Genomic DNA, 26561 nt, shown 5'->3' on the forward strand with positions numbered 1-26561 from the left:
CCGGCTCAGGCGGCGCAGTCGACGCAGATCGGACCGAGCGCGTCTTCGTGGTCCAGCTGTGAGCGGTGCTTGACGAGGAAGCAGCTCACGCAGGTGAACTCATCCTGCTGCGGCGGCAGCACGACGACATCGAGCTCGAGGTCCGACAGGTCCGCGCCCGGCAGTTCGAAGCCCGAAGGGTTGTCGGCGTCGTCGACGTCGACCGACCCCGACAGCTTGTCGGGTACGCGCTCCTTGAGGGCCTCGATCGACTCGCTGTCGTCCTCGTTCTTGCGGGGTGCGTCGTAATCGGTGGCCATTGCTGAACGTCTCTACTTTCCCATGGTGTGGTGCGCGATACCCGAAGCGGGCGGCGACAGTTTGCACGACGCGGAGCCATTTCGCAAATGCGACCGGTTGCGCCCTGCCCCCACGCCCTGATCCTGCGGTGAAACGGGCGGCGCGCCCGGGATATTCCCGCACCGCGCCCGGGTGCGTGCGAACATGGGCGAACACCCAGATGGAAAGGCGCGGTTCCCATGGAACAGCTCAGAGTCATCGGCTCCGAAGACGACGCCCTCGTCCTGGCGACCGAGTCCGGACAGCGGTTCACATTGGCCGTCGACGGCGTGCTGCGGGCAGAACTGAAGCGCTCGCACCGCCAGCATGAGCCGGAGCGCCGCGGGCCGAGGCCGAGCCCCCGCGACATCCAGGCGCGCATCCGTGCGGGCCTGTCCGCCGCCGAGGTCGCCGAGGCGCTGGACGTGAGCCTCGAGGATGTCGCCCGATACGAGAGCCCCGTGCTGGCCGAGCGCGAGCACATCGTCGACCAGGCCCTTGCGGTGCCGGTGCTGCTGGCCGGCGACCTCGACGACGCCACCCCCACGTTCGGCGGTGCGGTGCGCACCAAGCTCACCGAGGCCGGCGCGTCGGGCGAGCGCTGGACGAGCTGGAAGGAGGACGCCGGCTGGGTGCTCAAGCTGGAGTTCACCGCGGCCGACGTCGACCATGATGCGCGCTGGAGCTTCGATCCGCGCCGCAGCACCCTGTCTCCGCTGAACGCGGACGCCACCGCGCTGTCGCGGCAGGGGTCGCTGCCGGACGGGCTCATCCCGCGACTGCGGGCACTGGAGACCGCGCCCGCCAAGGACGACTCGAGCTTCGAGGGCTCCGCGTTCGGTCCGCGCCGGATGATCGCCGAGGCCGAGGCCGCGGCCTCTCCCGCGTCCGCGGCAGCCCAGGACGCCGCGATCAAGCGCGCGCCCGAGCAGTCGCACACCACCAGTGAGACCGCCGATCTGCTCGAGGCGCTGCGGCGCCGCCGCGGTCAGCGGGCACCGCTGCCCACGTTCGAGGATGAGCCGCAGCCGGCCCAGCCGGTGGCGCTGTTCGACGCGCTGGAGCCGGGCTACGAGGTCGACTCGCCCGCAGCCGACGAACCGGCGGACGACGACCGCGCGCCGGCCTCGGCGTCGGGCGACGGCCGGCGCAAGGGCCGCCCGGCGATGCCGTCGTGGGACGAGATCGTCTTCGGCGCCCGCACCGAAGACAACTGACTAGCGCGCCGCCGCGAACGCCCCGAGCCGCACCAGCGGCACGGTGCGCTCCTCCGGCGTGAGCGAGCCGTGCTGGCCGACCATGTTCTGCGGCTTCTTGTCGGCGACGCGATCGTCGTAATACGCGATACCGGCGCGCGCGGCCACCAGCACGTCGCCGATGCGGGCCCGCACGGCGTCGTCGACGGTGCCGAACAGGCCGGCGCCGATGGCCTCGTCGCGCGCAAGCACCCAGGACCGCCCGCCTTCGGCCGCCCGCCAGGCCGCCAGCACGCCCGACGCTCGGCCGTCCTCGGCATACAGGTGCAGCATCCGCGGCTCCCCCGCCACGTGCCGCACCCCGTCGGTCAGGCCGTCACCGTCGCCCAGCAGCACCTGACGATGCCGCGGCACGTCGACCATGCCGTGATCGGCCGTGACGATCGCGCCGGCGCCCGGCGGCAGTGCCGCGGCCATCTGGCCGATCGCGGCGTCGGTGCGCTCGAGGGCCGCCGACCACTCGTCGGACTCCCAGCCGAATTTGTGGCCGGCGGCATCCAGATCCGGCGTGTACACATAGACGAGGGCGCCGGGATGGCGTGCCACGAGGTCTGCGGCGATCATCGCCCGCTCGGTCACCGTGCCGGCCGGATGCATCTCGGCCCCGCGCAGCGTCGCCGCGGTGAAACCGGAGTTCACGAAGACCGGCTTGGAGACCACGAAGCACGGCCGGCCGCGCGCCGCCTCGGCTTCCAGGATCGGTTGCGCGCGCTGCCAGATCAGCGGGTCAAGGGCTCCTTCGTCCCAGCCCTTGAGCTGGTTGGCGACGATGTCGGTGCCCGGCACCAGGGCGCGGTAGCCGACGACGCCGTGCTGTCCGGGCAGCACGCCGGTGAGCAGGCTGGTCAGCGCGGCCGCCGTCGTGGACGGGAAGACAGTGCGGGCGACGTCCTTGCGCGCTCGCGCGGCGGTGAGGAACCGCGCGTGGCCGGACCGGGCCGACAGGTTGTGCGCGCCCAGGCCGTCGACGACGAACACGATGGCGCCCGAAGCCGGTGCAAGCCACTGCGAACGCCCCTCCAGAGCGGCCACCAACTCCGGCAGGATGCCGGCCAGGCTCCGGGTGTGCGGCGCGTCCGCCGGTAGGCTGAGAGACATCGGGGCCAGTCTCGCACATCGCGCACGCCCCGCATCCACCACCCGAGACCCGGAGCCGTATGTCTGCCCACACCCCTTCGCCGCCCAGTGCGAGCCACGAGCGCATCGAAGACGTCGATGTGTCGGCCGAGATGCAGGGGTCGTACCTCGAATACGCGTATTCGGTGATCTACTCGCGCGCCCTGCCGGATGCCCGCGACGGGCTGAAGCCGGTGCAGCGGCGCATCCTCTACCAGATGGCCGAGATGGGTCTGCGCCCCGACCGCGGGCACGTCAAGAGCGCGCGCGTGGTCGGCGAGGTGATGGGCAAGCTGCACCCGCACGGAGATTCCGCGATCTACGACGCGCTGGTGCGCCTGGCGCAGCCGTTCACGCTGCGCGTGCCGCTGGTGGACGGGCACGGCAACTTCGGTTCGCTCGACGACGGCCCGGCCGCCTCCCGCTACACGGAGGCCCGGCTGGCCGCCCCGGCGATGGCGATGACCGAAAGCCTGGACGAGGACGTCGTCGACTTCATCCCGAACTACGACGGCCAGTTCCAGCAGCCGTCGGTGCTGCCGGCGGCGTTCCCGAATCTGCTCGTGAACGGCGCCTCCGGCATCGCGGTGGGGATGGCCACCAACATGGCCCCGCACAACCTGATCGAGGTCGCCGCGGCCGCCGTGCATCTGCTGGAGAACCCGGATGCCACGCTCGAGGAGCTGATGGAGTTCGTGCCGGGCCCGGACCTGCCCGGCGGCGGCATCATCACCGGCGTGGACGGCATCAAAGAGGCCTATGCGACCGGGCGGGGCGCGTTCCGCACCCGGGCGAAGGTCTCGGTCGAGCCGATCGGTCCGCGCCGCACCGGCATCATCGTCACCGAGCTGCCCTATCTGGTCGGCCCGGAGCGGGTGATCGAGAAGATCAAAGACGCCGTGAATGCCAAGAAGCTCACCGGCATCTCGGACGTGGCCGACCTCACCGACCGGCGGCACGGGCTGCGCCTGGTGATCACCGTCAAGACCGGCTTCGATCCGAACGCCGTGCTCGAGCACCTCTACCGGCTCACGCCGCTGGAGGACTCGTTCTCGATCAACAACGTCGCTCTCGTCCACGGCCAGCCGCAGACCCTCGGGCTGCGGGAGCTGCTGCAGGTCTACCTCGATCACCGTGTGCAGGTGGTCACCCGGCGCAGCCGGTACCGCCTGGCCCGCCGCCGCGAGCGGCTGCACCTGGTCGAGGGCCTGCTGATCGCGATCCTCGACATCGACGAGGTCATCCAGGTGATCCGCGGCAGCGATGACGGCGAGCAGGCCCGCACCCGGCTGCAGGACGTCTTCGACCTCTCGCAGCTGCAGGCCGAGTACATCCTGGAGCTGCGGCTGCGGCGGCTGACGAAGTTCTCGCGCATCGAGCTGGAGACCGAGCGCGACCAGCTGAACGCGCAGATCGCGGCGCTGGAGGAGCTGCTGGGCAGTGAGGTGCTGCTGCGCCAGCAGGTGGCACGCGAGGTGGATGCCGCCGCCGAGGCGTACGGCACCCCGCGGCGCACGCTGCTGCTGGACGGCGGGCCGATCCGACCGCGCAGCGCGAAGGCCGCACCACAGCTTCAGATCGCCGACACCCCGTGCCGGGTGTTCTTGTCGGCCACCGGCCGGATGGTGCGCGCCGATCTGGCCGCCGACGCCGACGGCGGCGGCATCCTGACCCCCTCGCGCCGCGCCAAGCACGACGCGATCCGCGCCAGCGTGGACACCACCACCCGCGGCGATGTGGGCGCGATCACCTCGGCGGGCCGGCTGGTGCGGTTCACGCCGGTCGATCTGCCGTCGGTGCCGGCCAACTCGGTGCAGCTGGGCGCCGGTACCCGGGCCGACCAGTACCTGGCACTGGGCGGGGACGAGCACGTCGTGGCGATCGTGCCGCTGACGGCCGAGCCCGCCGTCGCACTGGGCACCGCGCACGGGGTCGTCAAGCGGGTCTCAGCCGCCGAGCTCGCCACCGGCAAGCACGAGGCCGAGGTCATCTCGCTCAAGCCCGGCGACCGCGTCGTCGGCGCCGCCGGCGCACCCGATGACGCCGAGCTGGTGTTCATCACCTCGGATGCGCAGCTGCTGCGATTCGGCGCGTCGGCGGTGCGGGTGCAGGGCCGCTCGGCCGCCGGGATGGCCGGCGTGCGCGTCGCACAAGGGCAGCGGGTCGTCTTCTTCACGGCGCTGCCGTCCGAAGCTGACGATGCCGTCGTGGTCACGATCGCCGGCAGCACCGCGGCGCTGGCCGGGACCGACGCCGGCTCGGCCAAGGTCACCGACTTCGCCGAGTACCCGGTCAAGGGGCGCGGCACCGGCGGTGTGCGCGCGCATCGGTTCCTCAAGGGCGAAGACGCGCTGATCCTGGCCTGGTCGGGCCAGAACGTGCGCGCGGTCGGCTCGGACGGCGCGGTGCGCGCGCTGCCGGACGGCGGGGCCCGCCGCGACGGTTCGGGCACGGCTCTGGACGCCGTCGTGGGCGCGCTCGGCACCTCCGTGGGCTGAGCCGCGCGGCGGTCAGACCGACGAATACGCCACGATGCCGCGGCGCACTCCGTCCCGCGCCTGTCGCGCGGTGCGAGCGAGCGCGTCCTCGCCGACCAGAGACAGCTGGTCGAGCAGGTCGATGGTCTGCTTCGCCCAGCGCACGAAGTCGCCGGCGGGCAGGTCCGCTTCGACGAGCACGCGCTCCAGTGCGACGCCGCGGGCCCAGCTGTGCATGGCCTGCGCCAGCCCTGCGGGCACCTCTGCCGTCCCGGCGAGGCCATGGTCGTGTTCCAGGTCGTCCAGTTGCGCCCAGAGCCGCTGGGTGGCCGTCAGGGCGCCGCGGAAGGGTCCGCGTGGCAGGCGGTGGTCCGCGGGGTCGTCGTCGCGCCGCGGCTCGTAGACCAGGCAGCACGCGAGTGCGGCAAGTCCGGCGGCATCCAGCTCGTTCCAGATGCCCTGGCGCAGCGCCTCGGCCACCAGCAGGTCGCGTTCGCCGTAGATGCGCCGCATCGTCCGGCCCGCCGGCGCCAGCATGGCCGCGCCCTCGGCGGCGATGCGCACGTAGTCCAGCGCCACCAGCACGTCTACGACCCGATCGAACTGCCGGGCGACGCTGCCGGTGCGGGTGTGGATCTGCGTGCGCAGCTTCTGCGTGCTGCGCTGCAGCTTCCAGTACCGCTCCGCCCAGCGCGCGTGCGCCTCCCGATCGGGGCAGGAATGGCACGGATGCCGCTGCAGGCGGCCACGCAGCGCCTGGATCTCGTCCTGCCGCTTCATCCGGGCGGCGTGCGTGGCCATCCCGTCGCGCCGGTTCAGCCGCTCCAGATCGGAAAGCTCGCGCCGGATGCTGGAGTACTCGGTGAAGTCGCCACGGTCGCAGGTCATCGACTTCTGGTAGCCGGCCAGCGATTCTTCGTTCTCGCGCACTTGGCGGGCCAGTCCCACCACCGAGCGGTCGGCCTGGAACTGTCCGAACGAGGACTGCAGGATCTCCCGCGCGCGGGACCGGCCGAACTGGTCGATCAGGTTCACGGCCATGTTGTAAGTGGGCCGGAAGCTGGAGTTGAGCGGATAGGTGCGGCGGGAGGCGAGGGATACCACCGCCGGCAGATCCATCCCGTCCGCCCACTGGATGACGGCATGGCCTTCGACGTCGATCCCCCGCCGACCGGCGCGACCGGTCAGCTGGGTATACTCGCCGGAGGTGATCGGCACCCGCGCCTCGCCGTTGAACTTCTCGAGCTTCTCCAGCACCACGGTGCGGGCCGGCATGTTGATGCCCAGCGCCAGCGTCTCGGTGGCGAACACGACCTTGGCGAGCTTGCGCTGGAACAGCTCCTCGACGACTTCCTTGAACGCCGGCAGAAGTCCGGCGTGGTGCGCGGCGATGCCGCGCTCGAGGTCGTCCTGCCACTGGAAGAATCCGAGCACGCCGAGGTCCTCCTCGGCCAGGTTCGCGGTGCGCGCCTGCACGATCTGCCGGATCTGGTTGCGTTCGTCGGGTGTGGTCAACCGCAGCCCGCTGCGCCGCACCTGGGTGACGGCGGCCTCGCAGCCGACGCGGCTGAAGATGAAGAAGATCGCCGGCAGCAGCCGGTCGCGCTCCAGCAGCCGGACCACGTCCGGCCGGTCGACCCGATCGGCCCGGGACCCGCGGGCGCTGCGCGGGCCGTGCCCGCCGCGCTGCCGGCGGTGGGACCGGTCGTATCGGCCGCCGCCCCGCGCGCCGTCGTGGCGGGCGGCGCCGTTGCCGGTGAACGCGCGGATCCGCAGCAGGTCGCGGTTCAGTTGCGGGCCCGATGCCGCCGTGCGGTCCTCGAACAGCGGCAGCAGGTCGCCGCGCACCAGCACGTGCTGCTCCAGCGGCACCGGCCGTGTCTCGGACACGATCACCTCGGTGTCGCCGCGGACGGTGTTCAGCCAGTCGCCGAACTCCTCGGCGTTGGAGACGGTGGCCGACAGGCAGACCAGCTTGACCCGCTGCGGCAGGTGGATGATGACCTCTTCCCACACCGCGCCGCGGAACCGGTCGGCTAGGTAGTGCACCTCGTCCATCACGACGAAGCGCAGCCCGCGCAGCGCCGCCGAGTCGGCGTAGAGCATGTTGCGCAGCACTTCGGTGGTCATCACGACCACCCGCGCGTGCGGATTGATGCTGACGTCGCCGGTGAGCAGGCCGACCTCATCCGGGCCGTAGACGGCGACCAGTTCGCGGAACTTCTGGTTGGACAGCGCCTTCATCGGCGTCGTGTAGAACGCTTTGTCGGCGGCCTGGCGCATCGCGAGATGGATCGCGAACTCGCCGACGACGGTCTTGCCCGCGCCGGTGGGGGCCGCCACCAGCACGCCGTGCTGGTCTTCGAGGGCCTGGCAGGCCGCGCTCTGGAACGGGTCGAGGTCGAATCTCAGCCCGGCGGCGAATGCGGTGGTGATGGGATGGGCGTGTTCAGACTGGGCGCGCGCGAAGCGTTCTGCCGGGCTGGGACCCGTCACACCACTGGCTCCACCGGTGCGCGTCTGGCCTTGCGCTTGTCGAACAGCACCGACAGGAGGGCGGCGACGAAGTAGAGCACGCACAGGATGCCGGCCAGCAGCAGCATCGAGGTGACGTCGGCGGCCGGGGTCGCGACGGCGGCGAAGACGATGATGATCAGGATCGCGATCCGCCAGCCGCGCAGGATCGTGCGTCCGGACATGATGCCGGCCAGATTCAGTGCCACCAGGAACACGGGTGTGACGAAGGAGACCCCCACCACCAGCAGCAGCTTGAAGACGAAGTCGTAGTACGTCGAGTAGTCGTAGAACTGCGCGATGCCCTTGCTGTTGGGCACGAACAGCGCCATGATCTCGACCATGTGCGGCATGATGAGCCACCCGACGTACAGACCGGCTGCGAACAGCGGCACCGCGGCGGTGGTGAAGCCGACGGTGTAGCGGATCTCCTTGCGCGTGAGCCCCGGCATGATGAACGCCCACAGCTGCCAGAGCCACACCGGCGCCGACAGCAGTAGGCCGATCGCGAACGCGATCCGCATCCGCAGGTCGAATCCGCTCGTGACGGTGTTGAAGTTCAGCGCCGTGTACGAGTCGCCGTTGCTGGCGGCGATCTTCGCGATCGGCATCGACAGCAGGTCGATCACCGGGCCGCTGATGATGAACGCGATCGCCATGCCCACGACCAGGCCGATCGCGCCGATCACCAGCCGCCGACGCAGTTCGCGGAAATGCTGCGCCAGCGACATCCGCTTGTCGTGGGCCGGCTGCGCCGGCTGTCCGATCTGCGGCACACCGGTCTGTGTCATGCTACTGCGCGGTCTTGCCAGCCTCGTGCCCACTGCCGGCCACCGGGGCCGGGGTCGACTCGGCCGGCGGTGCGGCCGGCGCTGCAGGCGGTTCGGCGACGGCGGGGCTGGATGCCGCGGCCGCCGTCTCGTCGTCCTTCATCGCCTTCATCTCGCCCTTGAACACGCGCGCGGACTGGCCCAGGCCCTTGGCCAGGGCCGGCAGCTTGGCGGCGCCGAACAGCAGAAGGATCACCACCAGGATGATCAGGAGGTGCGGCCACCCGAATGCGCCCATTGGAATCCCCGTTTCGTGTGCGGTCGGTAAAGTCTACCCCGGCATCCGCCCCGCAGCATCTTCCGCGGCGCGGCGGCTCAGATCCCGGCGTACAGTTCGAGTGCCGCGCGGGCCCAGTCGGCGGCCGCCCGACGGGCCGATGCCGGCTCCAGGACCTCGAGGTCTCCGCCGAAACCCGCGGCCAGGCGCTTGAGGCTGTGCACGTCCCCCAGTCGCAGCGTCGCCACCGACACCCCCGCCGCCGTCTCGACCTGGGCCTGGTCGAGGTAGGCGCCCAGCAGCGGGGCGACCGCCGCCGGAAAGCGGATGGTCGCGACGATGTCGCCCTCGGTCTGCTCGAACAGCTCCGGCACCGGCTCGGCGCCGTGGGTGATCGCAACCTCGGTCAGCCTCGGGGCGCTGACCCGGTCCAGATGGAAGGTGCGCATCGCCTGGCGCAGGTGGCACCAGCCCTGCAGGTACCACGCTCCGTCGGCGATGTGCACCTTCACGGGGTCGACGGTGCGCACCGTCTCCGGGGCATCCGGCGCCTTGTACGCGAACGACAGCGCGACCCCGCGGCGCAGCGCCTCATCGACCGTGGTGCGCACTTCGTCCACGGGTTCGGAGGCGACGATGACGTCCGCCGGGGCGCTCGCGGCGCCCCTGGCGAGCTTGCCCAGCAGACCCGCGACCAGGCCGCTGGCGCCGACCCCGGGCAGCGACTGGGCCAGCTGCAGTCCGGCCAGCAGCGCGGCCGCCTCGCGCGCGGTCAGGCGCGGCGCGTCCTGCAGGCCCACCGCATTGGTGATGACGATCCGGTCCTGCTCGTCGAGCAGATCCCAGTCGATGTCGAACAGATCGTTCGACATCTGCCAGAATCCGGCGTCCCCGGGACGGCCGATGACGGTGAGAGAGCGGACCATCTCGCGCAGCTGCTCGGGTGCGAGATCGAAGTCCGCCGCCGCCTCTGCGACCGAAACCTCGCCCTTGTTGATCAGATAGGGCACCAGCTGCAGCATCAGCGCGGCCCGTTCGGTCGCCGGCACCGGGCGCGACCGGGTCATGGGGCGCCCCCGTGCACCCGCAGCGCGGCATCCAGCCGCCGCACCACCGCCTCGCGCAGGTCATCGGGCCGGACGACCCGCACCTCGGGCCCGTAGGAGGCGAGCTCGTCGGCCAAGACGTGCACGTCGACGTACGGCACCCGGATCCCCTGCGCCGCTGGGGCGGCGCGCCGGTTCAGGCGCAGTGCGGCCTCAGTGCCGGGTGTGACTTCCAGCAGGGCGCTCTGCCGGCCCGCGAGGTCGTTCAGACCCGCCAGTGCGCGATCGCCGGCGCCCTCGCGCAGGGCGTCGTCGAAGCCGGCTCGGGTGATCTTCACCTCGCCCACGATGCGCGAGAGCAGGAACGTGCGATCGGCCTGCGCATCGACGTCCTGACCGAACACGTGCCAGCGCGCCTCGAACTCGACCAGCGCCAGCGGGCGGATCGTGCGGGTGCGCGGGGCGTCCTCCCCCGGCTTCAGATAGCCGAACGTGACGACTCGACTCTGCTCGATGGCGCGCTGCAGGGGTGCGAAGGATGCCTCGCGCAGGCTGATCCGCGGTGAGTAGCCGATGATCGGCTCGTCGACGGTGATGCCCAGGGACCGGATCTTGCGCAGCGCACTGCGCGCCTCGGCCGACAGCGACCCCTGACTCCACACGCCGCCGGCCAGGTTCAGCACCGCGATCTCGGCGGGCGTGAAGGCGACATCGCCGGCCAGCGCGTATTCCGCGGTCGGAATGCGATAGCGGGCCTGGCGCAGGTCGTCCGGATCGAGCCGGTCCCCGATCGTCTCGATCGGCACACCGAGCCCGCGCAGGCTCTCCTTGTCGCGCTCGAACATCTTCTCCAGTGCATCCTTGGATGCCCCGGACTCGGCCTGCTCGCGGTAGCCGGAGACCGACCCGAGGATCGCGTCCTTGGTCAGGCCCTGTCCGGTCGCCATCAGCGCGACGACGAGATTGAGCAGCCGCTCGGCGGGCGCGTTGCGCGCGCCGGCGGAGGCTGATCCAGAGGCGTCGTCAGGCACGCACCCATCCTAGGCGCGCGGCCGCCTCGGCTACTGCGCGGCGGTGGCGGGTGCCGGTCCGACGCCGAGGATGTCGATGACCGCCACCTGGGTGTCCTTGACGCCCGAGGTGCCGTCGGTCTTGGGGATGATCGCCATGACCTGCGATCCGACCGTCTGACCTTTGATGGCCGCCTGCATGCCCTTGGACTCGCTGGACAGCGTGATGAACTTCGGCTCGCCGTCCCACGTGGTGCTGGCGACGGTCTTGTCCGTCCAGTTCACGATCGTGTAGTTCACGAGCACCGGCTGGTCGCCGGTGACCTTCTGGAAGGCGCCCCGCTCGAGCACGTGCACGCTCAGGTGCTGCGGTGCCGCACCGTCGCGCACGATGATGCCGGGCCGTCCGCCGGGTGCGCGCACGACGGCGGGCAGGCCCCAGCCGGAGGTGTAGGCCGGCGTCCCGTCCGCGGCGCCCAGATACACCTTGCGCACCTCGACGACGGCGATCAGGGAGTCGTCCTTGCTCATGCCCAGCCCCTGCGCGGATGCGGGGTCGATGGCGCCGGGCGCCATCGCGACGGCGACCCGGCTGCCGGCGGTGGCGCAGTGCAGCGCATCGGTGAATGCCGGGAACTGCTGCGCCCAGCGCGACAGCGAGACCACCTGCGACAGGTCGCCGCTGTACTGCGTGCTGACCAGTTTCTTGCCGGTGCCGGCGCTGACCAGGGTCACGTCGAGCACCACCATCTGCGAATCGCTCGTGATCGGGATCTTGCCATCGCCCACATTGACGTCGGCGAACTGGGTCGTCGTGGTGTGGAACGGCGTGCGCACGTCCACGGTGGGAACCGACGTGGTCGGGCCGGTCACCGAGATGAGACTCATCGTGTGCGACCCGGCGTCGGTGTGCCGCACACACGACGCGGCGGGATCGCTCGAAGACGCGCAGCCGACTAGAGCGACTGCTGCCAGGGAAAGGGTGGCGATGACGGCGGGGAGTTTACGCACCGCAACAGTCTAGGCGGTCGGCCTCGGTGCCTCTGCCGAGCCGGCGGCCCCCTCCCGCCCGGCGGCGGCCTGGCGGGCGCCGTCGGCGGCGCGCTGGGCCTCGCGCACGCGCTTGCGGAGGTTCTTGTCGGTGATGTCGCGGTCGCCGACCGCGCCCGGCGTCCACAGCTCGACGTCCTCGTCGCCGTAGGCGGTCTTGCGGACGGTGCGCCGGCGCACGTCCGGCGGCACGGCGCCCGGCGCCAGACGCCGCGCCGTGATCAGGAATCCGGTGTGCGCGACCATCCGGTGATCCGGCCGCACCGACAGGCCCTGAACGTGCCAGCCGCGCACCATGGTCTCGCTGGCCTCGGGCTCGGTGAACGCGCCGGTGCCGCGCAGGTATTCGGCGACCCGGCTGAGCTGGGTGGCCGTGGCGACGTAGCAGAGCACGACGCCGCCGGGCGTCAGCGCATCGGCGACGACGTCCAGGCACTCCCACGGCGCGAGCATGTCGAGCACGACCCGGTCCACGCCGGCGGCGGGCACGTGGGCGGGCAGCGCCTCGGCGAGATCCCCCAGCACGACCTCCCAGGTCGCGGGGGTGCGCCCGAGGAAGGTCGCCACGTTGGCGCGGGCGACGTCGGCGAACTCCTCGCGCCGCTCGAACGAGATCACCCGGCCGGCGTCGCCCGCCGCGCGCAGCAGCGAGAGCGACAGGGCGCCGGACCCGACGCCGGCTTCGACCACGACGGCGCCGGGGAAGATGTCGGCCTGGGCGACGATCTGGGCGGAGTCCTTCGGGTAGACGATCGTCGCGCCGCGCGGCATCGACATGACGAAGTCGCGCAGCAGCGGACGCAGGGCCAGGTATTCGGCGTCCCCGCCGCCGGGCACGACCGATCCGTCCGGCAGACCCACGAGTGCGGCGTGACGCAGCACGCCGCGGTGGGTGTGCAGTTCGCCCCCCTCGCGCAGCGTGATCGTGTAGAGCTTGCCCTTGGGTCCGGTCAGCTGCACCCGGTCGCCGTAGCGGAACGGGCCGGAGGGGCGCGGGGCGGTCTCGGTCATGCGATGCCTTTCTGGCCGGGCGCATCCCGCACGGCGGTGAACACGGCGGCGATGTCGTCGGCGGTGCGCCCGGCCAGAGTGGGCCACAGCGCATCCGCCCCGACTCCGGCCAGCGACACCATCAGCGGCACCCCGATCGAGACCGCGCCGGAGGCGACGGCCGACCGCAACCCGTTGGGCGAATCCTCGATGGCGACGACGTCGACGACGTCCACGCCCAGCGCCGCACACGCCTGCAGGTAGGGATCCGGGTGGGGCTTGGGCCGGGTGACGTCGTCGCCGGCGATGATCACGTCGAACGCGTCGAATTCGATCAGGTCGACGATCTGCTGCGCCATCCGGCGCATCGACATCGTGACCACGGCGGTGCGGACGCCTGCCGCCCGCAGGCTCTGCAGCAGCACGCGTGCCCCCGGTCGGAACGGCACGCCCTCGCGGGCCAGGGAGGCCAGGACATCGTCGGTCAGCCGGTGCACGATGGCATCGGCAGCCATCCGCACGCCCTCGTCCTGCAGGATGCGCGCCGCGTCGTGCAGGCCCAGGCCCACCATCTGCAGCGCCTGCTCGTGCGACCAGGTGCCGCCGAACTGCTCGACCAGCGGGGTCTCCGCGGCCATCCAATGGGGCTCGGTGTCGACCAGAGTGCCGTCCATGTCCCACAGCACGGCGGCAGGCAGTCGATCGGTCATCGTCCCATGCTATCGACGGAGCGGGCCGGGTCTTCGAGAGGTGGGGGTGCCTGCGCCTATCCTGGAGGGATGACGACGTCGGCAGATGCGGTGCACGGTTCCGCGCTCGGCCGCCGCGTGCTGGTCGCGGCGTTCGAGGGCTGGAACGATGCCGGCGAGGCCGCCACCACGGCGGCGTCGGTGCTGCGCGAGAACGGCAGGTTCGAGTCGGTGTTCACGGTGGACCCGGAGCTGTACTTCGACTACCAGTACACCCGCCCGCAGCAGGTCAGCGATGCCGCCGGCCACCGCAGCCTGAAGTGGCCCGACGCGACCATCGCCAAGCCCGGCGGCCGCACGCGCGGCACACAGCTGTGGCTGCTGACCGGCTTCGAGCCGGCCCGGTCGTGGCAGGCGTTCTGCGCCGAAGTCGTCGACGTGATGCTGCGCGAGGACGTCACGGGATTCGTCGCGCTCGGCTCGATGATGTCCGACGTGCCGCACACCCGTCCGATCTCGGTGTTCGCCGGCAGCGACAACGAGCAGGTGCGCACCGACCTGGGCATCGAACGCAGCACCTACGAGGGACCGGTGGGCATTCTCAGCGCGCTGGCATCGGCGGCCGAGGCGGTGGGCATCCCGACCGTGGGGCTGTGGGCCAGCGTGCCGCACTACGTGGCCGGCCACACCCCGTCGCCCAAGGCGAGCCTGGCGCTGCTGGATCGCCTGGAGGAGCTCACCGGCGCCCGCGTGCCGCGCGGCGACCTGGCGACACAGGCGGCGACGTGGGAGGCATCCATCGACGCGGCCGCCGCCGACGATGCCGAGATGACCGACTACATCCACCAGCTCGAGGCCGCGCGCGACACCTGGGACTCGCCGGAGGCATCCGGCGATGCGATCGCCCGCGAGTTCGAGCGGTATCTGCGCCGCGGCGGCGACGGGCCGGCCAAGCCCGGCCGCGACGACCCGCGGCGCTGACGGCCGCGCCGGCGCTCACGTCGTGATGACGCCCATGCTCAGCAGCACGATCAGGGCGGTGCCGACCGCGACGCGGTAGACGACGAACGGCATGAAGCTGTGCCGCGTGATCCACTTCATGAAGAACGCGATCACGGTCAGGCCCACGACAAACGCGATCACGGTGGCCAAAGCCGTCTCGCCCATCGAGAAGACTTCCGGGGTGGGCGATTTGATGACCTTGTACAGTTCATACAGGCCGCTGCCGAACACCGCCGGGATCGCCAGCAGGAACGCGTAGCGGGCGGCCGCCTCGCGCGTGTAGCCCAGCAGCAGCCCTGCGGTGATGGTGCCGCCCGAACGCGACACGCCGGGGATGAGGGCGAGCGACTGCGCGAGACCGTAGATGATGCCGTGCCCGACGGTGAGGTCGTCGAGCTTGCGCCGCTGCGCGCCGATCATGTCGGCGATGCCCAGGATGACGCCGAACACGATCAGCGTGCCGGCCACGATCCACAGCGAGCGCAGCGTCGTCTCGATGGCGTTCTGGAAGATCAGCCCGAGCACGACGATCGGGATGGTGCCGATGATGATCAGCCAGCCCATCTTCGCGTCCGGGTCGTTGCGCGGCAGCCGGCCGACCAGCGCCCGGAACCAGTGCGAGATGATCCGCACGATGTCACGCCAGAAGAACACCACGACGGCCGCCTCGGTGCCGATCTGGGTGATCGCGGTGAACGCCGCACCGGGGTCTCCGGCATCGGGCAGGAATGCGCCGACGATGCGCAGATGCGCGCTGGAGGAGACCGGCAGGAATTCGGTGAGGCCCTGGACCAGGCCGAGGAGGATCGCCTCGAAGAAGTGCTGCATGAACGCCTTTCGTGCGTGCGGGGGTGCGGGTACGGCGGATGCAGTACGTCAGTAATTCTGCAGCAGGTCGCCCAGCACCTGCCGGCCGAAGTCGAGCGCGTCCAGCGGCACTCGCTCGTCCACGCCGTGGAACATGCCGGTGAAGTCCAGCTCCGGAGGCAGCCGCAGCGGCGCGAACCCGTAGCCGGTGATACCCAGCTTCGACAATGCCTTGTTGTCGGTGCCGCCGCCCATCAGGTACGGGATGACCGGGACACCTGGGTCGTGGCGGCCGAGCGCGGCGACCATCGCATCGACCAGGGGACCGTCGAACCCCGTCTCGAGGCCGACGTCGGCCGTCACCGTCTCGACCTGGATGTCGGCGCCGACGATCTTGCGGATGTCGGCGAGCACGGCGTCCTCGGTGCCCAGCAGCACCCGCACGTCGATGAGCGCCTCAGCGGTGTCGGGGATCACATTGTGCTTGTAGCCGGCCGTCAGCCCGGTCGGGTTCGCGGTGGTGCGCAGCGTGGCGCGGATGAACCGTGCGGCGGGGCCGGACATGTCGGCGAGGGCGTCGGGATCGGACTGGTCCATGCCGGTCAGCTCGGAAAAGCGCGCGAGCAGCGCTCGAGTGGTGTCGGTGAGCCGGATCGGCCACTGCGTGCGCCCGAGCGCGGCCACTGCCTCGGCGAGGCGGGTGACGGCGTTGTCGGGGTGGAAGCCGCTGCCGTGCCCGGCGCGCCCGCGGGCGCGCAGGCGCAGCCAGAGCAGGGCCTTCTCCCCCACCTGCAGCAGGTAGGCGCGCCGGCTGCCGACTGCGATCGAGAATCCGCCGACCTCACTGATGGCCTCGGTGGCGCCGGCGAACCACTCCGGGCGGTCCCGGACGACCAGTGCAGAACCCTCCACGCCGCCGTTCTCCTCGTCGGCGAAGAACGTCACGATCAGGTCCCGCCGCGGTTGCCGCCCGGCGCGCAGCATGTCGGCGAGGGCGACCAGGATCATGGCATCCATGTTCTTCATGTCCACGGCGCCGCGGCCCCACAGCATCCCGTCCCGGATCACGCCTTCGAACGGGTCGACGCTCCAGTCGCCGGCGATGGCCGGAACCACATCGAGGTGCCCGTGCACCACCAGCGCGGGCCGGCTGCGGTCGGCGCCGGGCACGCGCACGCACACATTGGTGCGCCGGTCGACGGGTTCGTAGTACTGCGGGGTCAGGCCCAGCCGCTCCAGATAGGCGCCGACGTATTCGGCCGCTTCGCGCTCGCCATTGCTGCGCCCGTTGCCGTGATTGGTGGTGTCGATGCGGATGAGGTCGCGGGCGATCTGCGCGACCTCGGACAGTTCGACGGGGTCGGCGGCCGTGGGCATGTGCTCCAGGCTACCGGGTGCGCCGCCGCGCCCCGCGTGATGGTTCTGCCCGGCAGGCAGAACGTGATAATGTCGTTCCTCGGTTGCAAAATGCCTTCACCTTGCGCGGGTGGCGGAATAGGTAGACGCGCTAGCTTGAGGTGCTAGTGCCCGTATAGGGCGTAGGGGTTCAAGTCCCCTCTCGCGCACACAGTCAGTTCCCCTCGCCGAGATGCGGGCCCTCCGGCGGATCGGCCCGGACGACGGGCGCCCGGCCGTAGAGTCAGGCCATGGGAATCGCCGCGGGATGCCGACGCCGCAGAACCGGCCGGCCGTGAGCGGGGCCGGTCCGACGTGGCTTCGGAGTCTGCTCGGGCTTCCCGGCGCCGCCTCGCTGCGCGCGTTCACTCCCCTGGTGCGGGCCGCGCATGGCCGCGCCGACGAGGCGAGAGCTCTGGATGCCGACGCACTGCGCAGCAGCATCCGCGCGCTCGCTCTGCGCACCGGCTCCCGCGCGCTGCCGCGCGAGCCCACCGCGCGCTTCCTCGCCCTGGCGCGGGAGGCCGCCGCCCGCACGCTGGGTCTGGCGGCGTTCGACGGGCAGCTGCTGGCCTGCTGCGCCCTGCTGTCGGGCACGGGGGTGGAGATGGACACAGGCGAGGGCAAGACCCTGGTCGGCGCGCTCGCCGCCGCCGGTCATGTCGTCGCGGGCCGGCACGTGCACGTCATCTCGGTCAACGACTATCTCGCCGAGCGCGACGCGCAGTGGATGGGGCCGCTGTTCGCGGCCCTGGGCATCACCGTCGGCTGGGTCGGTCAGCACACGCCGCACGCCGCCCGGCGCGACGCCTACCGGTGCGATGTCGTCTACGCACCGGTCAGCGAGATCGGCTTCGACGTGCTGCGCGACCGCTTCGCCACCGATGCGGCCGGCCGCGTCGACCCGCACTTCGACGCGGCGATCGTCGACGAGGCCGATGCCGTGATGATCGACGAGGCGACGGTGCCGCTCGTGCTGGCCGGCACGGCCGACGATGCCGGCGAGGACTTCACGGCGGCCACGCAGCTGGTGGCCGACCTGCGCGAGCAGCGCGACTACACCGTCGCCGACGACCAGACCACCGCCGTCCTCACCGACGCAGGGCTCGATCTGATCGAGGCGCGACTGGGCGGGGTGAACCTGTTCGCGGGCGAGAACGTGCGCACGCTGACCCGGATCAATCTCGCGCTGCACGCCCGCACCCTGATGCGCCGTGATGTGGACTACCTGGTCTCGGACGGCCAGATCAGGCTGATCAACTCGGCACGCGGCCGCATCGCGCATCTGCAGCGCTGGCCGGACGGGCTGCAGGCGGCCATCGAGGCCAAGGAGGGCCTGGCGGCCACCGCGGCGGGCCAGGTCCTGGACACCGTCACGGTGCAGAGTCTGCTCGGCGGGTATCGGACGCTGTCCGGAATGAGCGGGACGATGCTGGCCGTGGCCGAAGACCTGCTCGAGTTCTACCAGCTGCCGGTCGGCCGCATCCCCCGCCATGAGCCGAACATCCGCATCGACGAACCCGACCGCATCCTGCTCAGCCGTGCCGATGCGCAGGCGGCGATCGACGCCGAGGTGGCGAGGCGCCACGCGAGCGGCCAGCCGCTGCTGGTCGGCACGCAGAGCGTCGCCGAATCCGAAGCGCTGGCGGCCCGGCTCGATCGCGCCGGCATCCGCACGCGGGTGCTCAACGCCAAGCACGACGCCGACGAGGCCGCCATCATCGCCCGCGCCGGCGAATACGCCGCCGTGACGATCTCGACGCAGATGTCCGGGCGCGGCACCGACATCCGGCTCGGCGGCGCCGACGAGCGCGATCGCGCTCGGGTCGCGGCCGTCGGCGGGCTCGCCGTGATCGCCACCGGCCGCTACCCGACCGGGCGGCTGGACGCGCAGCTGCGTGGCCGCTGTGGCCGGCAGGGCGATCCGGGCACGACGATCGCCTTCGCGAGCCTGGCCGACGATCTGGTCACGGCGCACGCGCCCGCGTTCGAACTGGCCCTGGTGGCCCGTGCCGGCGACGCCCTGGCCGCAAGTGCCCGGCAGCGCATCGTGGACGGCGCGCAGCGCATCGCCGAGGGCATCCGCCTCGACCGGCACCGCAACACGTGGGGCTACAACCGTGCCATCGCCCGTCAGCGCGCCACCGTGCTCGCGCACCGCGACGAAGTGATCGCCGGCGACCTCGCCGAGCGGATCGTGCACACGCTGATCCCCGAGCACCTGGATCGGCTGCGGCGCGCGGGGGTGGATGCCGCCGCCGGCACCGTCCGCGCCGCGGCGCTGAGCTGCCTGGACACGCACTGGACGGACCAGCTCGGCAAGCTCCAGGAGATCCGCGACGGCATCCACCTGCGCGCCATCGCGGGACAGAACCCCGTCGACGAGTTCCACACGATCGCGCTGCGCGAATTCGACGGGTTCTTCGACCAGGTCTACGCCGACGTCGCCGCGTTCCTGCAGGCGCTGGTCCCGGAAGAGATCGGGCAGGACATCGGCACCCTCGGGCTGCGGCGCCCGGCCGCGACATGGACGTACATGGTCACCGACGACCCGTTCGGCAGCCCGGGCGACCGCGCCGCACGCCACCTGGGCGCGCTGGTGCGCACGAAGCTCTTCCACATCGAGTGACGGCGCGGCGGTGGGCACGCATCCTGTGCATCGTGCCCGCCGCGCGATAGGTTCGAGGCGTGGCAGCAACACGGACTTCACACAGGCGCAGCAGCGCCTGGCGCAGCCCGAGCGCGATCCCGAGGCGCCCGGTCACGCCGTGGCCGCACGAAGGCGGCACCGCGACGGGGCGCATTCCCCTGCTCGAGCCCGGCCCCGCCTTCTGCGCAGCCGATCGGCTGCTGCGTCCGAAGGCGTTCGTCGGCGAGGTCGTCCCGTTCACGGTCACCGCATTCCGGGAGGGGCATGACCTCATCGGCGTGCAGCTGCGCCTGTTCTCCCCCACCGGCGACGAGTCGCTGCACCGGCTGACACCGCTGCGCGACGGCTTCGACCACTGGCGCACCGAGGTCGCACTGCTCGAGCAGGGCGAATGGACGTTCCGATTCGAAGGCTTCGCCGACGACTACGCCAGCTGGCAGCACGCCGCGGAGGTGAAGATCGACGCGGGCGTGGACATCGCCCTGATGCAGGAGCTCGGTGCGACGTTGTGCACCCGGGCGGCCGCAGAGCGCAGCCGCCCGGTGCGCGAGCGCAGCATGCTGCGGGCGACCGCCACCCGGCTGCGTGACGCCGGCGACGACCGGCACGGCGCCGTCGAGGCGCTGCGGGTCGTGCGCGATGCCGACCTGGCCGAGGTGTTCCGCCGGCGCCCGCTGATGTCGCTCGTGACCATCGGCGAGTCCCTGCCGCTGCGCGTGGAGCGCGAGCGCGCCGGAGTGGGTGCCTGGTACGAGTTCTTCCCGCGCTCCGAGGGCGCACATCGGCGCCCCGACGGCACGATCCGCAGCGGCACCTTCCGCACCGCCGCCGGGCGCCTGGCCGGCGTCGCCGGAATGGGCTTCCAGGTGCTGTATCTGCCGCCGATCCACCCGATCGGCCAGACCCACCGCAAAGGACCGAACAACTCCCTGCAGGCCGGGCCCGACGACCCCGGCTCGCCGTGGGCGATCGGCGCCGCAGCCGGCGGACACGACGCCGTGCACCCGGACCTGGGCACCCTCGCCGACTTCCGCCACTTCGTCGACGCCGCACACGCCGAAGGCCTGGAGGTCGCGCTCGACCTGGCGCTGCAGGCATCCCCCGACCATCCCTGGGTCAGCGCCCACCCGGAGTGGTTCACGACGCTGCCGGACGGCTCGATCGCCTATGCGGAGAACCCGCCGAAGAAGTACCAGGACATCTACCCGGTCAACTTCGACAACGACCCCGCAGGTCTGCGCGCCGAAGTGCTGCGCCTCGTGCGGCACTGGATCGCGCAGGGCGTGCAGATCTTCCGGGTGGACAACCCCCACACCAAGCCGCTGCAGTTCTGGGAGTGGCTGATCCGCACCGTCACCGACGAGCATCCCGACGTGGTGTTCCTCGCCGAGGCGTTCACCCGGCCCGCGCCCCTGCTCGCGCTGGCCCGCGCCGGGTTCCAGCAGAGCTACAGCTACTTCACCTGGCGCAACACGAAGGCCGAGCTCGAGGAGTTCCTCACCTCCATCAGCGGTCAGACGGCGGACTTCCTGCGTCCCAACCTGTTCGTGAACACGCCCGACATCCTCACCGAGTTCCTGCAGTTCGGGGGCCGACCGGCCTACAAGATCCGCGCCGCCCTGGCCGCGACCGCCGCCCCGTCGTACGGCGTGTATGCCGGCTTCGAGCTGTTCGAGAACGTAGCCCGGCCGGGGTCGGAAGAGAACATCGACAACGAGAAATACGAGTACAAGCTGCGGGACTGGGCCGCCGCCGAGGCCGCGGACGATTCGCTGGCGCCCTATCTGCGCAGGCTCAACGAGATCCGCGCGGCGCATCCGGCGCTGCGGCAGCTGCGCAATCTGACCCTCGGCCGCAGCGACGACGACGCGATCCTGGTGTTCGTCAAGCATCTGGACGCCGCGCTCTCACCCACCGGCGCGTCCGACACCATCGTGGTCGTGGCCAACCTCGACCCGCACTCGGTGCGACAGACCGTGATCCACCTGGACACGACGCTGTTCGGCATCCGCCCCGGCGACGAGTACGACGTCGAGGATCTCGTCACCGGCGCCGCGTGGACGTGGTCCGAGCACGATTTCGTGCGCTTGGACGCGTTCACCGAGCCGGTGCACATCGTGCACGTGAAAGGACCGCGATGACCATCAGCGACGAAGTGCTGGACGCGGTCGCGCACGGCCTGCACTATGCCCCGCACGACGTGCTCGGCATCCACCCGGCCACCGCCGCCGACGGCCACGCCGTCTGGACGGTGCGGGCTCGCCGGCCCCTGGCCACCAGCGTGACCGCCGTCTTCGCGGACGGCGACCGGGTGCCTCTGACGCACCTGCGCGAAGGTGTCTGGGCGGGTACCCGCGAGGGCCGGTCGCGCCGGTACGTGATCGAAGCGACCTATTCGGACGGCACCACCGACACCGCCGACGACCCGTACCGGCACCTGCCGACGCTGGGCGAGCTGGACATGCACCTGATCACCGAGGGCCGGCACGAGCGGCTGTGGGACGTCCTGGGTGCGCACGTGCGCACCCAGGACAAAGTCGCCGGCACCGCGTTCGCCGTCTGGGCTCCGAACGCCCAGGTCGTGCGGGTGGTCGGCGACTTCAACGACTGGAACGGTGAGGGGCACGCGATGCGGTCCCTGGGCGCCAGCGGAGTGTGGGAGATGTTCATCCCGGGAGTGCCCGCCGGCACCGTGTACAAGTACGAGATCCATACCCGCGCGGGCGCCTGGATCCTCAAGGCCGACCCGATGGCCCAGCGCGCCGAGGTGCCGCCCCACACCGGGTCGGTGGTGACCGCCGCCGCGCACGAGTGGGCCGACCACGATTGGATCGCTGCGCGCGGCGTCGCCGTTGCGGTCGCGCGTCCGATGTCGATCTATGAGCTGCACGTGGGCTCGTGGCGGCAGGGGCTGGGGTACCGTGACCTCGCCGACCAGCTGATCGGCCACGTGCAGGCCCTGGGCTTCACGCACGTCGAGTTCATGCCGCTGGCCGAGCACCCGTTCGGCGGCTCGTGGGGCTATCAGGTCAGCGGCTACTACGCCCCCACCAGCCGGTTCGGCGGCCCGGACGATCTGCGCTACCTGATCGACCGGCTGCACACCGCCGGCATCGGCGTGATCATGGACTGGGTGCCGGGGCACTTCCCCAAGGATGTCTTCGCGCTGGGCCGGTTCGACGGCCAGCCGGTCTACGAGCATCCCGATCCGCGGCGCGGCGAGCACAAGGACTGGGGCACCTACATCTTCGACTACGGCCGCCCCCAGGTGCGCAATTTCCTGGTGGCCAATGCGCTGTACTGGTTCGACGAGTTCCACGTGGACGGGCTGCGCGTGGATGCCGTGGCCTCGATGCTGTACCTGGACTACTCGCGCGAGGACGGGCAGTGGGAGCCGAACGTCCACGGCGGACGCGAGAATCTCGAGGCGATCCAGTTCCTGCAGGAGGTCAACGCCACCGCCTACCGGCTGTATCCGGGGATCGCGATGATGGCCGAGGAGTCCACCAGCTTCTCGGGGGTGACCGCGCCGACCGATCGCGGCGGTCTCGGTTTCGGGTTCAAGTGGAACATGGGCTGGATGAACGACTCGCTGGTCTACATCGGCCGCGATCCGCTGTACCGGTCGCATCACGCCGGCGAGCTGTCGTTCTCGTTCGTCTACGCGTTCAGCGAGAACTACGTGCTGCCGATCAGCCACGACGAGGTCGTGCACGGCAAGGGCAGCCTGCTGGCTAAGATGCCCGGCGATCACGGGCAGAAGCTCGCGGGCATGCGCGCGTTCCTCGCCTACATGTGGGCGCATCCGGGCAAGCAGCTGCTGTTCATGGGGCAGGAGTTCGGCCAGCTGTCCGAGTGGTCCGAGCAGCGCAGCCTGGACTGGTGGCTGCTGGACCAGCCCAGCCATCAGCAGCTGCAGGCCTTCGTGGCCACCCTGAACCGGCTCTACGCGTCCCGCCCCGCGCTGTGGGCCAGAGACGACGACAGCGCCGCGTTCTCGCGCATCGGCGGGCCGCTGTGGAACCCGAACGTGCTGGCGTTCACCCGCAGCGACGACGCCGGCCACACGCTCGTGGCCGTCTGCAACTTCTCCGGCACCACGATCGACGGCTACCAGCTCGAGCTGCCCGCCGACGGCGACTGGCACGAGATCCTGAACACCGATGCCGTCGAGCACGGCGGGGCGGGCCAGGGCAACATGGGCATCGTCCACGCCGGCGCAGACCGGCTGGCGCGCCTCGTGCTGCCCCATCTGAGTGTGCTCTGGCTGGAACAGCAGCGCTAGATCGGCGGCACGAGATCGGCCGCGTTAGAACAGCAGCGAGGTCAGGCTCCGGCGTGCCGTGGCCACGCGGGGGTCGGCCTCGCCGACCAGGCCGAACAGCTCCAGCAGCCGTTCGCGCACCTCTGCGCGCTCATCCGGTCCGAGTGCGGCGAACAGTTCGAGCAGCCGCGCGAACGCGTCCTCGACGTGCCCGCCCGACACGTCCAGGTCGGCGACGGCAAGCTGGGCGGTGACGTCCTGCGCGTCGGCGGCCGCGGCCGCGCGGACGACCGGCGCATCGATGCTCTGCACGCGCGCGAGCAGCCGCACCTGGCCCAGGCCCGCCTGCGCGGCCTCGTCGCGCGGATCCGCGGCCAGAGCCTGCTCATACGCCGCGATGGCGCGGGTGTAGTCGCCCGCCTCGATCGCGTCGTACGCCTCGGCGTGCAGCGGCGGCAGTGCTGGCTCCTCCGGCTCCGATTGACCCGCCTCGGCGTCCTGCCCGGCGCCGGCAGCCACGGTGCCGGTCACCCCGTTCTGCGCGGCGACCTGCAGCAGCTGTGCGAAGACCTCGCGCACCTGCGGCTCGGGGACGGCGCCGGTGAACAGCGGCACCGGCTGGCCGGCGACCATCGCGACGACCATCGGGATGGACTGGGCGCGGAAGGCCTGCGCCAGCTGCGGGTTGGCGTCCACGTCGACCTTGGCCAGCACGAGGCGTCCGCCGAGCTCGGTGACGACCTTCTCGAGGATCGGGCTGAGCTGCTTGCACGGCCCGCACCACTCCGCCCACAGGTCGATGACCACCGGCACGGTGCGGGAGAGCTCGACGATCTGCGGGAAGGTCTGGTCGGTGACATCCACCACCAGGCCGTCTGCCGGCGCGGGTGCAGCCGGCGCGGCCGGATCGGCCGGGGCAGGCCGGTTGCGCAGCGACGACAGGTCCACCGCGCCGCGAAGCACGGCGCCGGGATTGGGTTGACTCATTTCTTGCTGACCACCTTCGCACCGAGGATGTTCGAGGAATACCCCAGCAGCCGGATCGAGGCATCGCCGGATCCGACCCCGGGCACATAGAAGAAGAGCTGGTCGCTGTAGGTCGTGGTGAAGCCGGTCTGGGACTCCTTCACGCCGGTCAGCGCCTGCACGCGCGGGTTGTTGGTGAGCTTGATGACGGCATCGGCGTTGGTCGGCTTCACCGTCTCGGTCTCGTTGACGTTGACTGCCACGATCGCACCGCTCTCCAGTGTCGCCAGCGCCAGCGGCGGCGCGCTCCCCGCCAGCGCCGTGAAGGTGAGACTGCCGGTCTTGCTGCTCTTGGCGTCCTTGTCTGCCTTGGCGGCGGTCTTGTCGAACTCGGCCAGCTGCTCCTTGCGCTTGGCCATGACCCCCTTCAGGAACAGATCGGCGTGCGTGTCGAACGCACCCGCGGATGCGCTCGCGTCGCCGTGGTCGATGATGTCGGCGTACGCGGCGGCGATCTTCTCGGGCGGCATCACCAGGAATGACGAGTCCGGCTGCACGGCCGCCGCACCCACGTAGGCGGGGGCGACATCGGGCAGCTCGGCCGCTTCGAGCTGACCGGTGTAGCTGAGCTTGTACTGGCTCCAGGCATCCTGCTGCGCCATCATCATGATCGTCGAGGTGACCGCTGTGTCAGCCTTCTGCTCGGCGATCAGCAGGATAGTGCGGGGCCAGCCGTCGTACGCCTGCGGCAGCACGACCTTCACCCCGGTCGCCGGGATCGCCGGCAGCGCCGCCTCACCGGAGATCTTGCCGCGAAGCGTGTAGTTGGTCTCGCGCTCGGCGAGGGCGGCCCCGGTCAGCCGGGTCGCGGCGAGCTTCGCGTCCTGCTTCTCGTCGGCGCTGGCAATCGTCTGCGAGATGCGGGCGAGGATGCGATCGGCCTGCGACGGCGTGACGGCCGGCTGCTGCACTCCGCTGGGGTCCACCACGGTCCGGGTGGGCGTGGGCGTGGCCGACGCGCCCAGCTGTGGCCACGCATCGGCCGAGCACCCGGCCATCAGCAGCGCCGAGATCGCCAGGACCGGCACCACCGCGAAGGTGCGCCGGCGGGTCAGCGGCGTGCGCGTGGATGCCGGACCCGCGCTGATCACGCCCTTGTCGGCGGCGGCGACCGAGATGTCGATCGGCTCGGTCTCGGGCAGCGGGGGCAGCGCCTTGCGGCGCGGCCCGCGCCGGCGGCGCAGACTGCGCAGACCGAGGATGTACAGGAACACGCCGATGGCCATCAGGATGCTGCCGCCGGCGATCAGCGGCCCCGCCCACGGCGTGTTGGTCTGCAGCGACCAGGTGACGGAGATCGCCGCCGGTGCGGGCTTGGTGCCGTCGGTGGCCACCAGGACGCTCATCGTGTCGGGCAGCTGAAGGTGCTGGATGAGGATGTCATCCTGCTGGAACTGGTCCAGCCACAGGTCAGAACCGGCCGGATCGCGGTCGGCGGCGCCGTCGGGCCCGGCCGCGGTCGGCGGCACGACGGTGTCGACCACCTTGCCGGCCTCATTCAGCGTCACCGACGTGTAGGCGACGTCCGACAGCCAGGACTTCATGTCGGAGGTGCGGGCGTAGGCGGCGAAGATCGTCCCGGACTGCGCCGCGCGCAGTGTCTGCGAGCCGGGCAGCCGGTTCAGCACAGCGCCGTCGATCAGCGTGTAGGACGCCGCTGCGGGCTGGCTCACCGCCGTGGTCGCCGTCTTCGGACCCTGGAACACGGTGCGCTGAGCGATCCCGGTGGCGATCATCACAGCAGCCAGGACGAAGGCTGCCACAGCCCACACGAAACGCACGAATGTATCCTCTCGGGCCGCCGCGCGGCCGTTTCACTCGACGTCTCAGGTTAGCGAATCCAGCCTGTGTGCGTGCCGGGAGGGTCACGGCCGGCTTCAGGCGTGTCGGCAAGTAGTCTTTCC

20 protein-coding genes and 1 tRNA gene are annotated in these 26561 nt (G+C 71.1%); 7 read left to right on the forward strand and 14 right to left on the reverse strand.

Translation table 11 applies throughout. The features are described 5' to 3' along the window. Nucleotides 1–5 precede the first annotated feature (5 nt). Nucleotides 6–299, reverse strand: coding sequence for a DUF4193 domain-containing protein (locus tag ABD705_RS12820; protein ID WP_344784160.1), 294 nt, complete (start codon nt 297–299; stop codon nt 6–8). A 219-nt stretch (nt 300–518) separates the two neighbouring features. Here ABD705_RS12820 and sepH point away from each other — a divergent pair, with 219 nt between their 5' ends. Next, nucleotides 519–1535, forward strand: coding sequence for a septation protein SepH (gene sepH, locus ABD705_RS12825; RefSeq protein ID WP_344784162.1), 1017 nt, complete (start codon nt 519–521; stop codon nt 1533–1535). On the opposite strand, the gene ABD705_RS12830 is transcribed toward sepH, so the two are convergent. Then, complete coding sequence (locus ABD705_RS12830; protein WP_344784164.1) at nt 1536–2672, reverse strand: alkaline phosphatase family protein; 1137 nt, start codon at nt 2670–2672, stop codon at nt 1536–1538. A gap of 59 nt (nt 2673–2731) precedes the next feature. Here ABD705_RS12830 and ABD705_RS12835 point away from each other — a divergent pair, with 59 nt between their 5' ends. Continuing rightward, nucleotides 2732–5188 carry a DNA gyrase/topoisomerase IV subunit A gene (locus ABD705_RS12835; RefSeq protein WP_344784166.1) on the forward strand — a complete coding sequence of 819 codons (2457 nt, stop codon included), beginning with the start codon at nt 2732–2734 and terminating at the stop codon, nt 5186–5188. Nucleotides 5189–5200: 12 nt separating this feature from the next. On the opposite strand, the gene ABD705_RS12840 is transcribed toward ABD705_RS12835, so the two are convergent. From ABD705_RS12840 to ABD705_RS12875, 8 genes are all read right to left on the reverse strand, one after another. Beyond that, nucleotides 5201–7663: a DEAD/DEAH box helicase gene (locus ABD705_RS12840; RefSeq protein ID WP_344784168.1), complete on the reverse strand. Its 2463-nt coding sequence runs from the start codon at nt 7661–7663 to the stop codon at nt 5201–5203. Continuing rightward, entirely contained in the window at nt 7660–8472 is an 813-nt protein-coding gene (tatC, locus tag ABD705_RS12845) for a twin-arginine translocase subunit TatC (protein WP_344784170.1), read from the reverse strand. Before tatC ends, ABD705_RS12840 begins: the two co-directional genes overlap by 4 nt. Before the next feature lies 1 nt (nt 8473). Continuing rightward, nucleotides 8474–8749 carry a Sec-independent protein translocase subunit TatA gene (gene tatA / locus ABD705_RS12850; protein WP_344784172.1) on the reverse strand — a complete coding sequence of 92 codons (276 nt, stop codon included), beginning with the start codon at nt 8747–8749 and terminating at the stop codon, nt 8474–8476. 77 nt (nt 8750–8826) lie between these two features. After that, a complete protein-coding gene (locus ABD705_RS12855) occupies nt 8827–9795 on the reverse strand; it encodes a helix-turn-helix transcriptional regulator (RefSeq protein ID WP_344784174.1) in 969 nt (322 codons plus the stop codon). After that, a complete protein-coding gene (locus ABD705_RS12860) occupies nt 9792–10721 on the reverse strand; it encodes a helix-turn-helix transcriptional regulator (RefSeq protein WP_344784290.1) in 930 nt (309 codons plus the stop codon). The genes ABD705_RS12855 and ABD705_RS12860 overlap by 4 nt, the downstream gene beginning before the upstream one ends. A gap of 114 nt (nt 10722–10835) precedes the next feature. Continuing rightward, nucleotides 10836–11657: an FKBP-type peptidyl-prolyl cis-trans isomerase gene (locus ABD705_RS12865; protein ID WP_344784176.1), complete on the reverse strand. Its 822-nt coding sequence runs from the start codon at nt 11655–11657 to the stop codon at nt 10836–10838. Between the two features lie 147 nt (nt 11658–11804). Further along, nucleotides 11805–12845 carry a tRNA (adenine-N1)-methyltransferase gene (locus ABD705_RS12870; RefSeq protein WP_344784178.1) on the reverse strand — a complete coding sequence of 347 codons (1041 nt, stop codon included), beginning with the start codon at nt 12843–12845 and terminating at the stop codon, nt 11805–11807. After that, nucleotides 12842–13534 carry an HAD family hydrolase gene (locus tag ABD705_RS12875; RefSeq protein WP_344784180.1) on the reverse strand — a complete coding sequence of 231 codons (693 nt, stop codon included), beginning with the start codon at nt 13532–13534 and terminating at the stop codon, nt 12842–12844. Before ABD705_RS12875 ends, ABD705_RS12870 begins: the two co-directional genes overlap by 4 nt. Before the next feature lie 69 nt (nt 13535–13603). Between ABD705_RS12875 and ABD705_RS12880 the strand changes: the two genes are divergently transcribed. After that, nucleotides 13604–14494 carry a PAC2 family protein gene (locus ABD705_RS12880; RefSeq protein WP_344784182.1) on the forward strand — a complete coding sequence of 297 codons (891 nt, stop codon included), beginning with the start codon at nt 13604–13606 and terminating at the stop codon, nt 14492–14494. Nucleotides 14495–14509: 15 nt separating this feature from the next. On the opposite strand, the gene ABD705_RS12885 is transcribed toward ABD705_RS12880, so the two are convergent. Together ABD705_RS12885 and ABD705_RS12890 are read right to left on the reverse strand one after the other, a co-directional pair. After that, nucleotides 14510–15343 carry an undecaprenyl-diphosphate phosphatase gene (locus tag ABD705_RS12885; RefSeq protein WP_344784184.1) on the reverse strand — a complete coding sequence of 278 codons (834 nt, stop codon included), beginning with the start codon at nt 15341–15343 and terminating at the stop codon, nt 14510–14512. Between the two features lie 48 nt (nt 15344–15391). Beyond that, entirely contained in the window at nt 15392–16699 is a 1308-nt protein-coding gene (locus ABD705_RS12890; protein WP_344784186.1) for a M20/M25/M40 family metallo-hydrolase, read from the reverse strand. 103 nt (nt 16700–16802) lie between these two features. Here ABD705_RS12890 and ABD705_RS12895 point away from each other — a divergent pair. The 4 genes from ABD705_RS12895 to glgB all read left to right on the forward strand — a co-directional run bounded on the left by ABD705_RS12895 (nt 16803) and on the right by glgB (nt 23652). After that, a tRNA-Leu gene (locus tag ABD705_RS12895) sits at nt 16803–16887 on the forward strand. Between the two features lie 98 nt (nt 16888–16985). Continuing rightward, a complete protein-coding gene (gene secA2 / locus ABD705_RS12900; RefSeq protein ID WP_344784188.1) occupies nt 16986–19346 on the forward strand; it encodes an accessory Sec system translocase SecA2 in 2361 nt (786 codons plus the stop codon). Between the two features lie 59 nt (nt 19347–19405). Beyond that, entirely contained in the window at nt 19406–21508 is a 2103-nt protein-coding gene (locus ABD705_RS12905; RefSeq protein WP_425562081.1) for a maltotransferase domain-containing protein, read from the forward strand. After that, nucleotides 21505–23652 (forward strand): 1,4-alpha-glucan branching protein GlgB, encoded by a 2148-nt coding sequence (gene glgB / locus ABD705_RS12910; RefSeq protein WP_344784190.1) that lies wholly within the window; start codon nt 21505–21507, stop codon nt 23650–23652. Before ABD705_RS12905 ends, glgB begins: the two co-directional genes overlap by 4 nt. 24 nt (nt 23653–23676) lie before the next feature. Here glgB and ABD705_RS12915 read toward each other — a convergent pair whose 3' ends face one another. Next, nucleotides 23677–24618, reverse strand: coding sequence for a tetratricopeptide repeat protein (locus tag ABD705_RS12915; RefSeq protein ID WP_344784192.1), 942 nt, complete (start codon nt 24616–24618; stop codon nt 23677–23679). Then, a complete protein-coding gene (locus tag ABD705_RS12920) occupies nt 24615–26438 on the reverse strand; it encodes a DUF8094 domain-containing protein (protein ID WP_344784194.1) in 1824 nt (607 codons plus the stop codon). The genes ABD705_RS12915 and ABD705_RS12920 overlap by 4 nt, the downstream gene beginning before the upstream one ends. Nucleotides 26439–26561 lie beyond the last annotated feature (123 nt).

The sequence above is a fragment of the Microbacterium kribbense genome, assembly GCF_039537285.1.
GTDB lineage: Bacteria > Actinomycetota > Actinomycetes > Actinomycetales > Microbacteriaceae > Microbacterium > Microbacterium kribbense.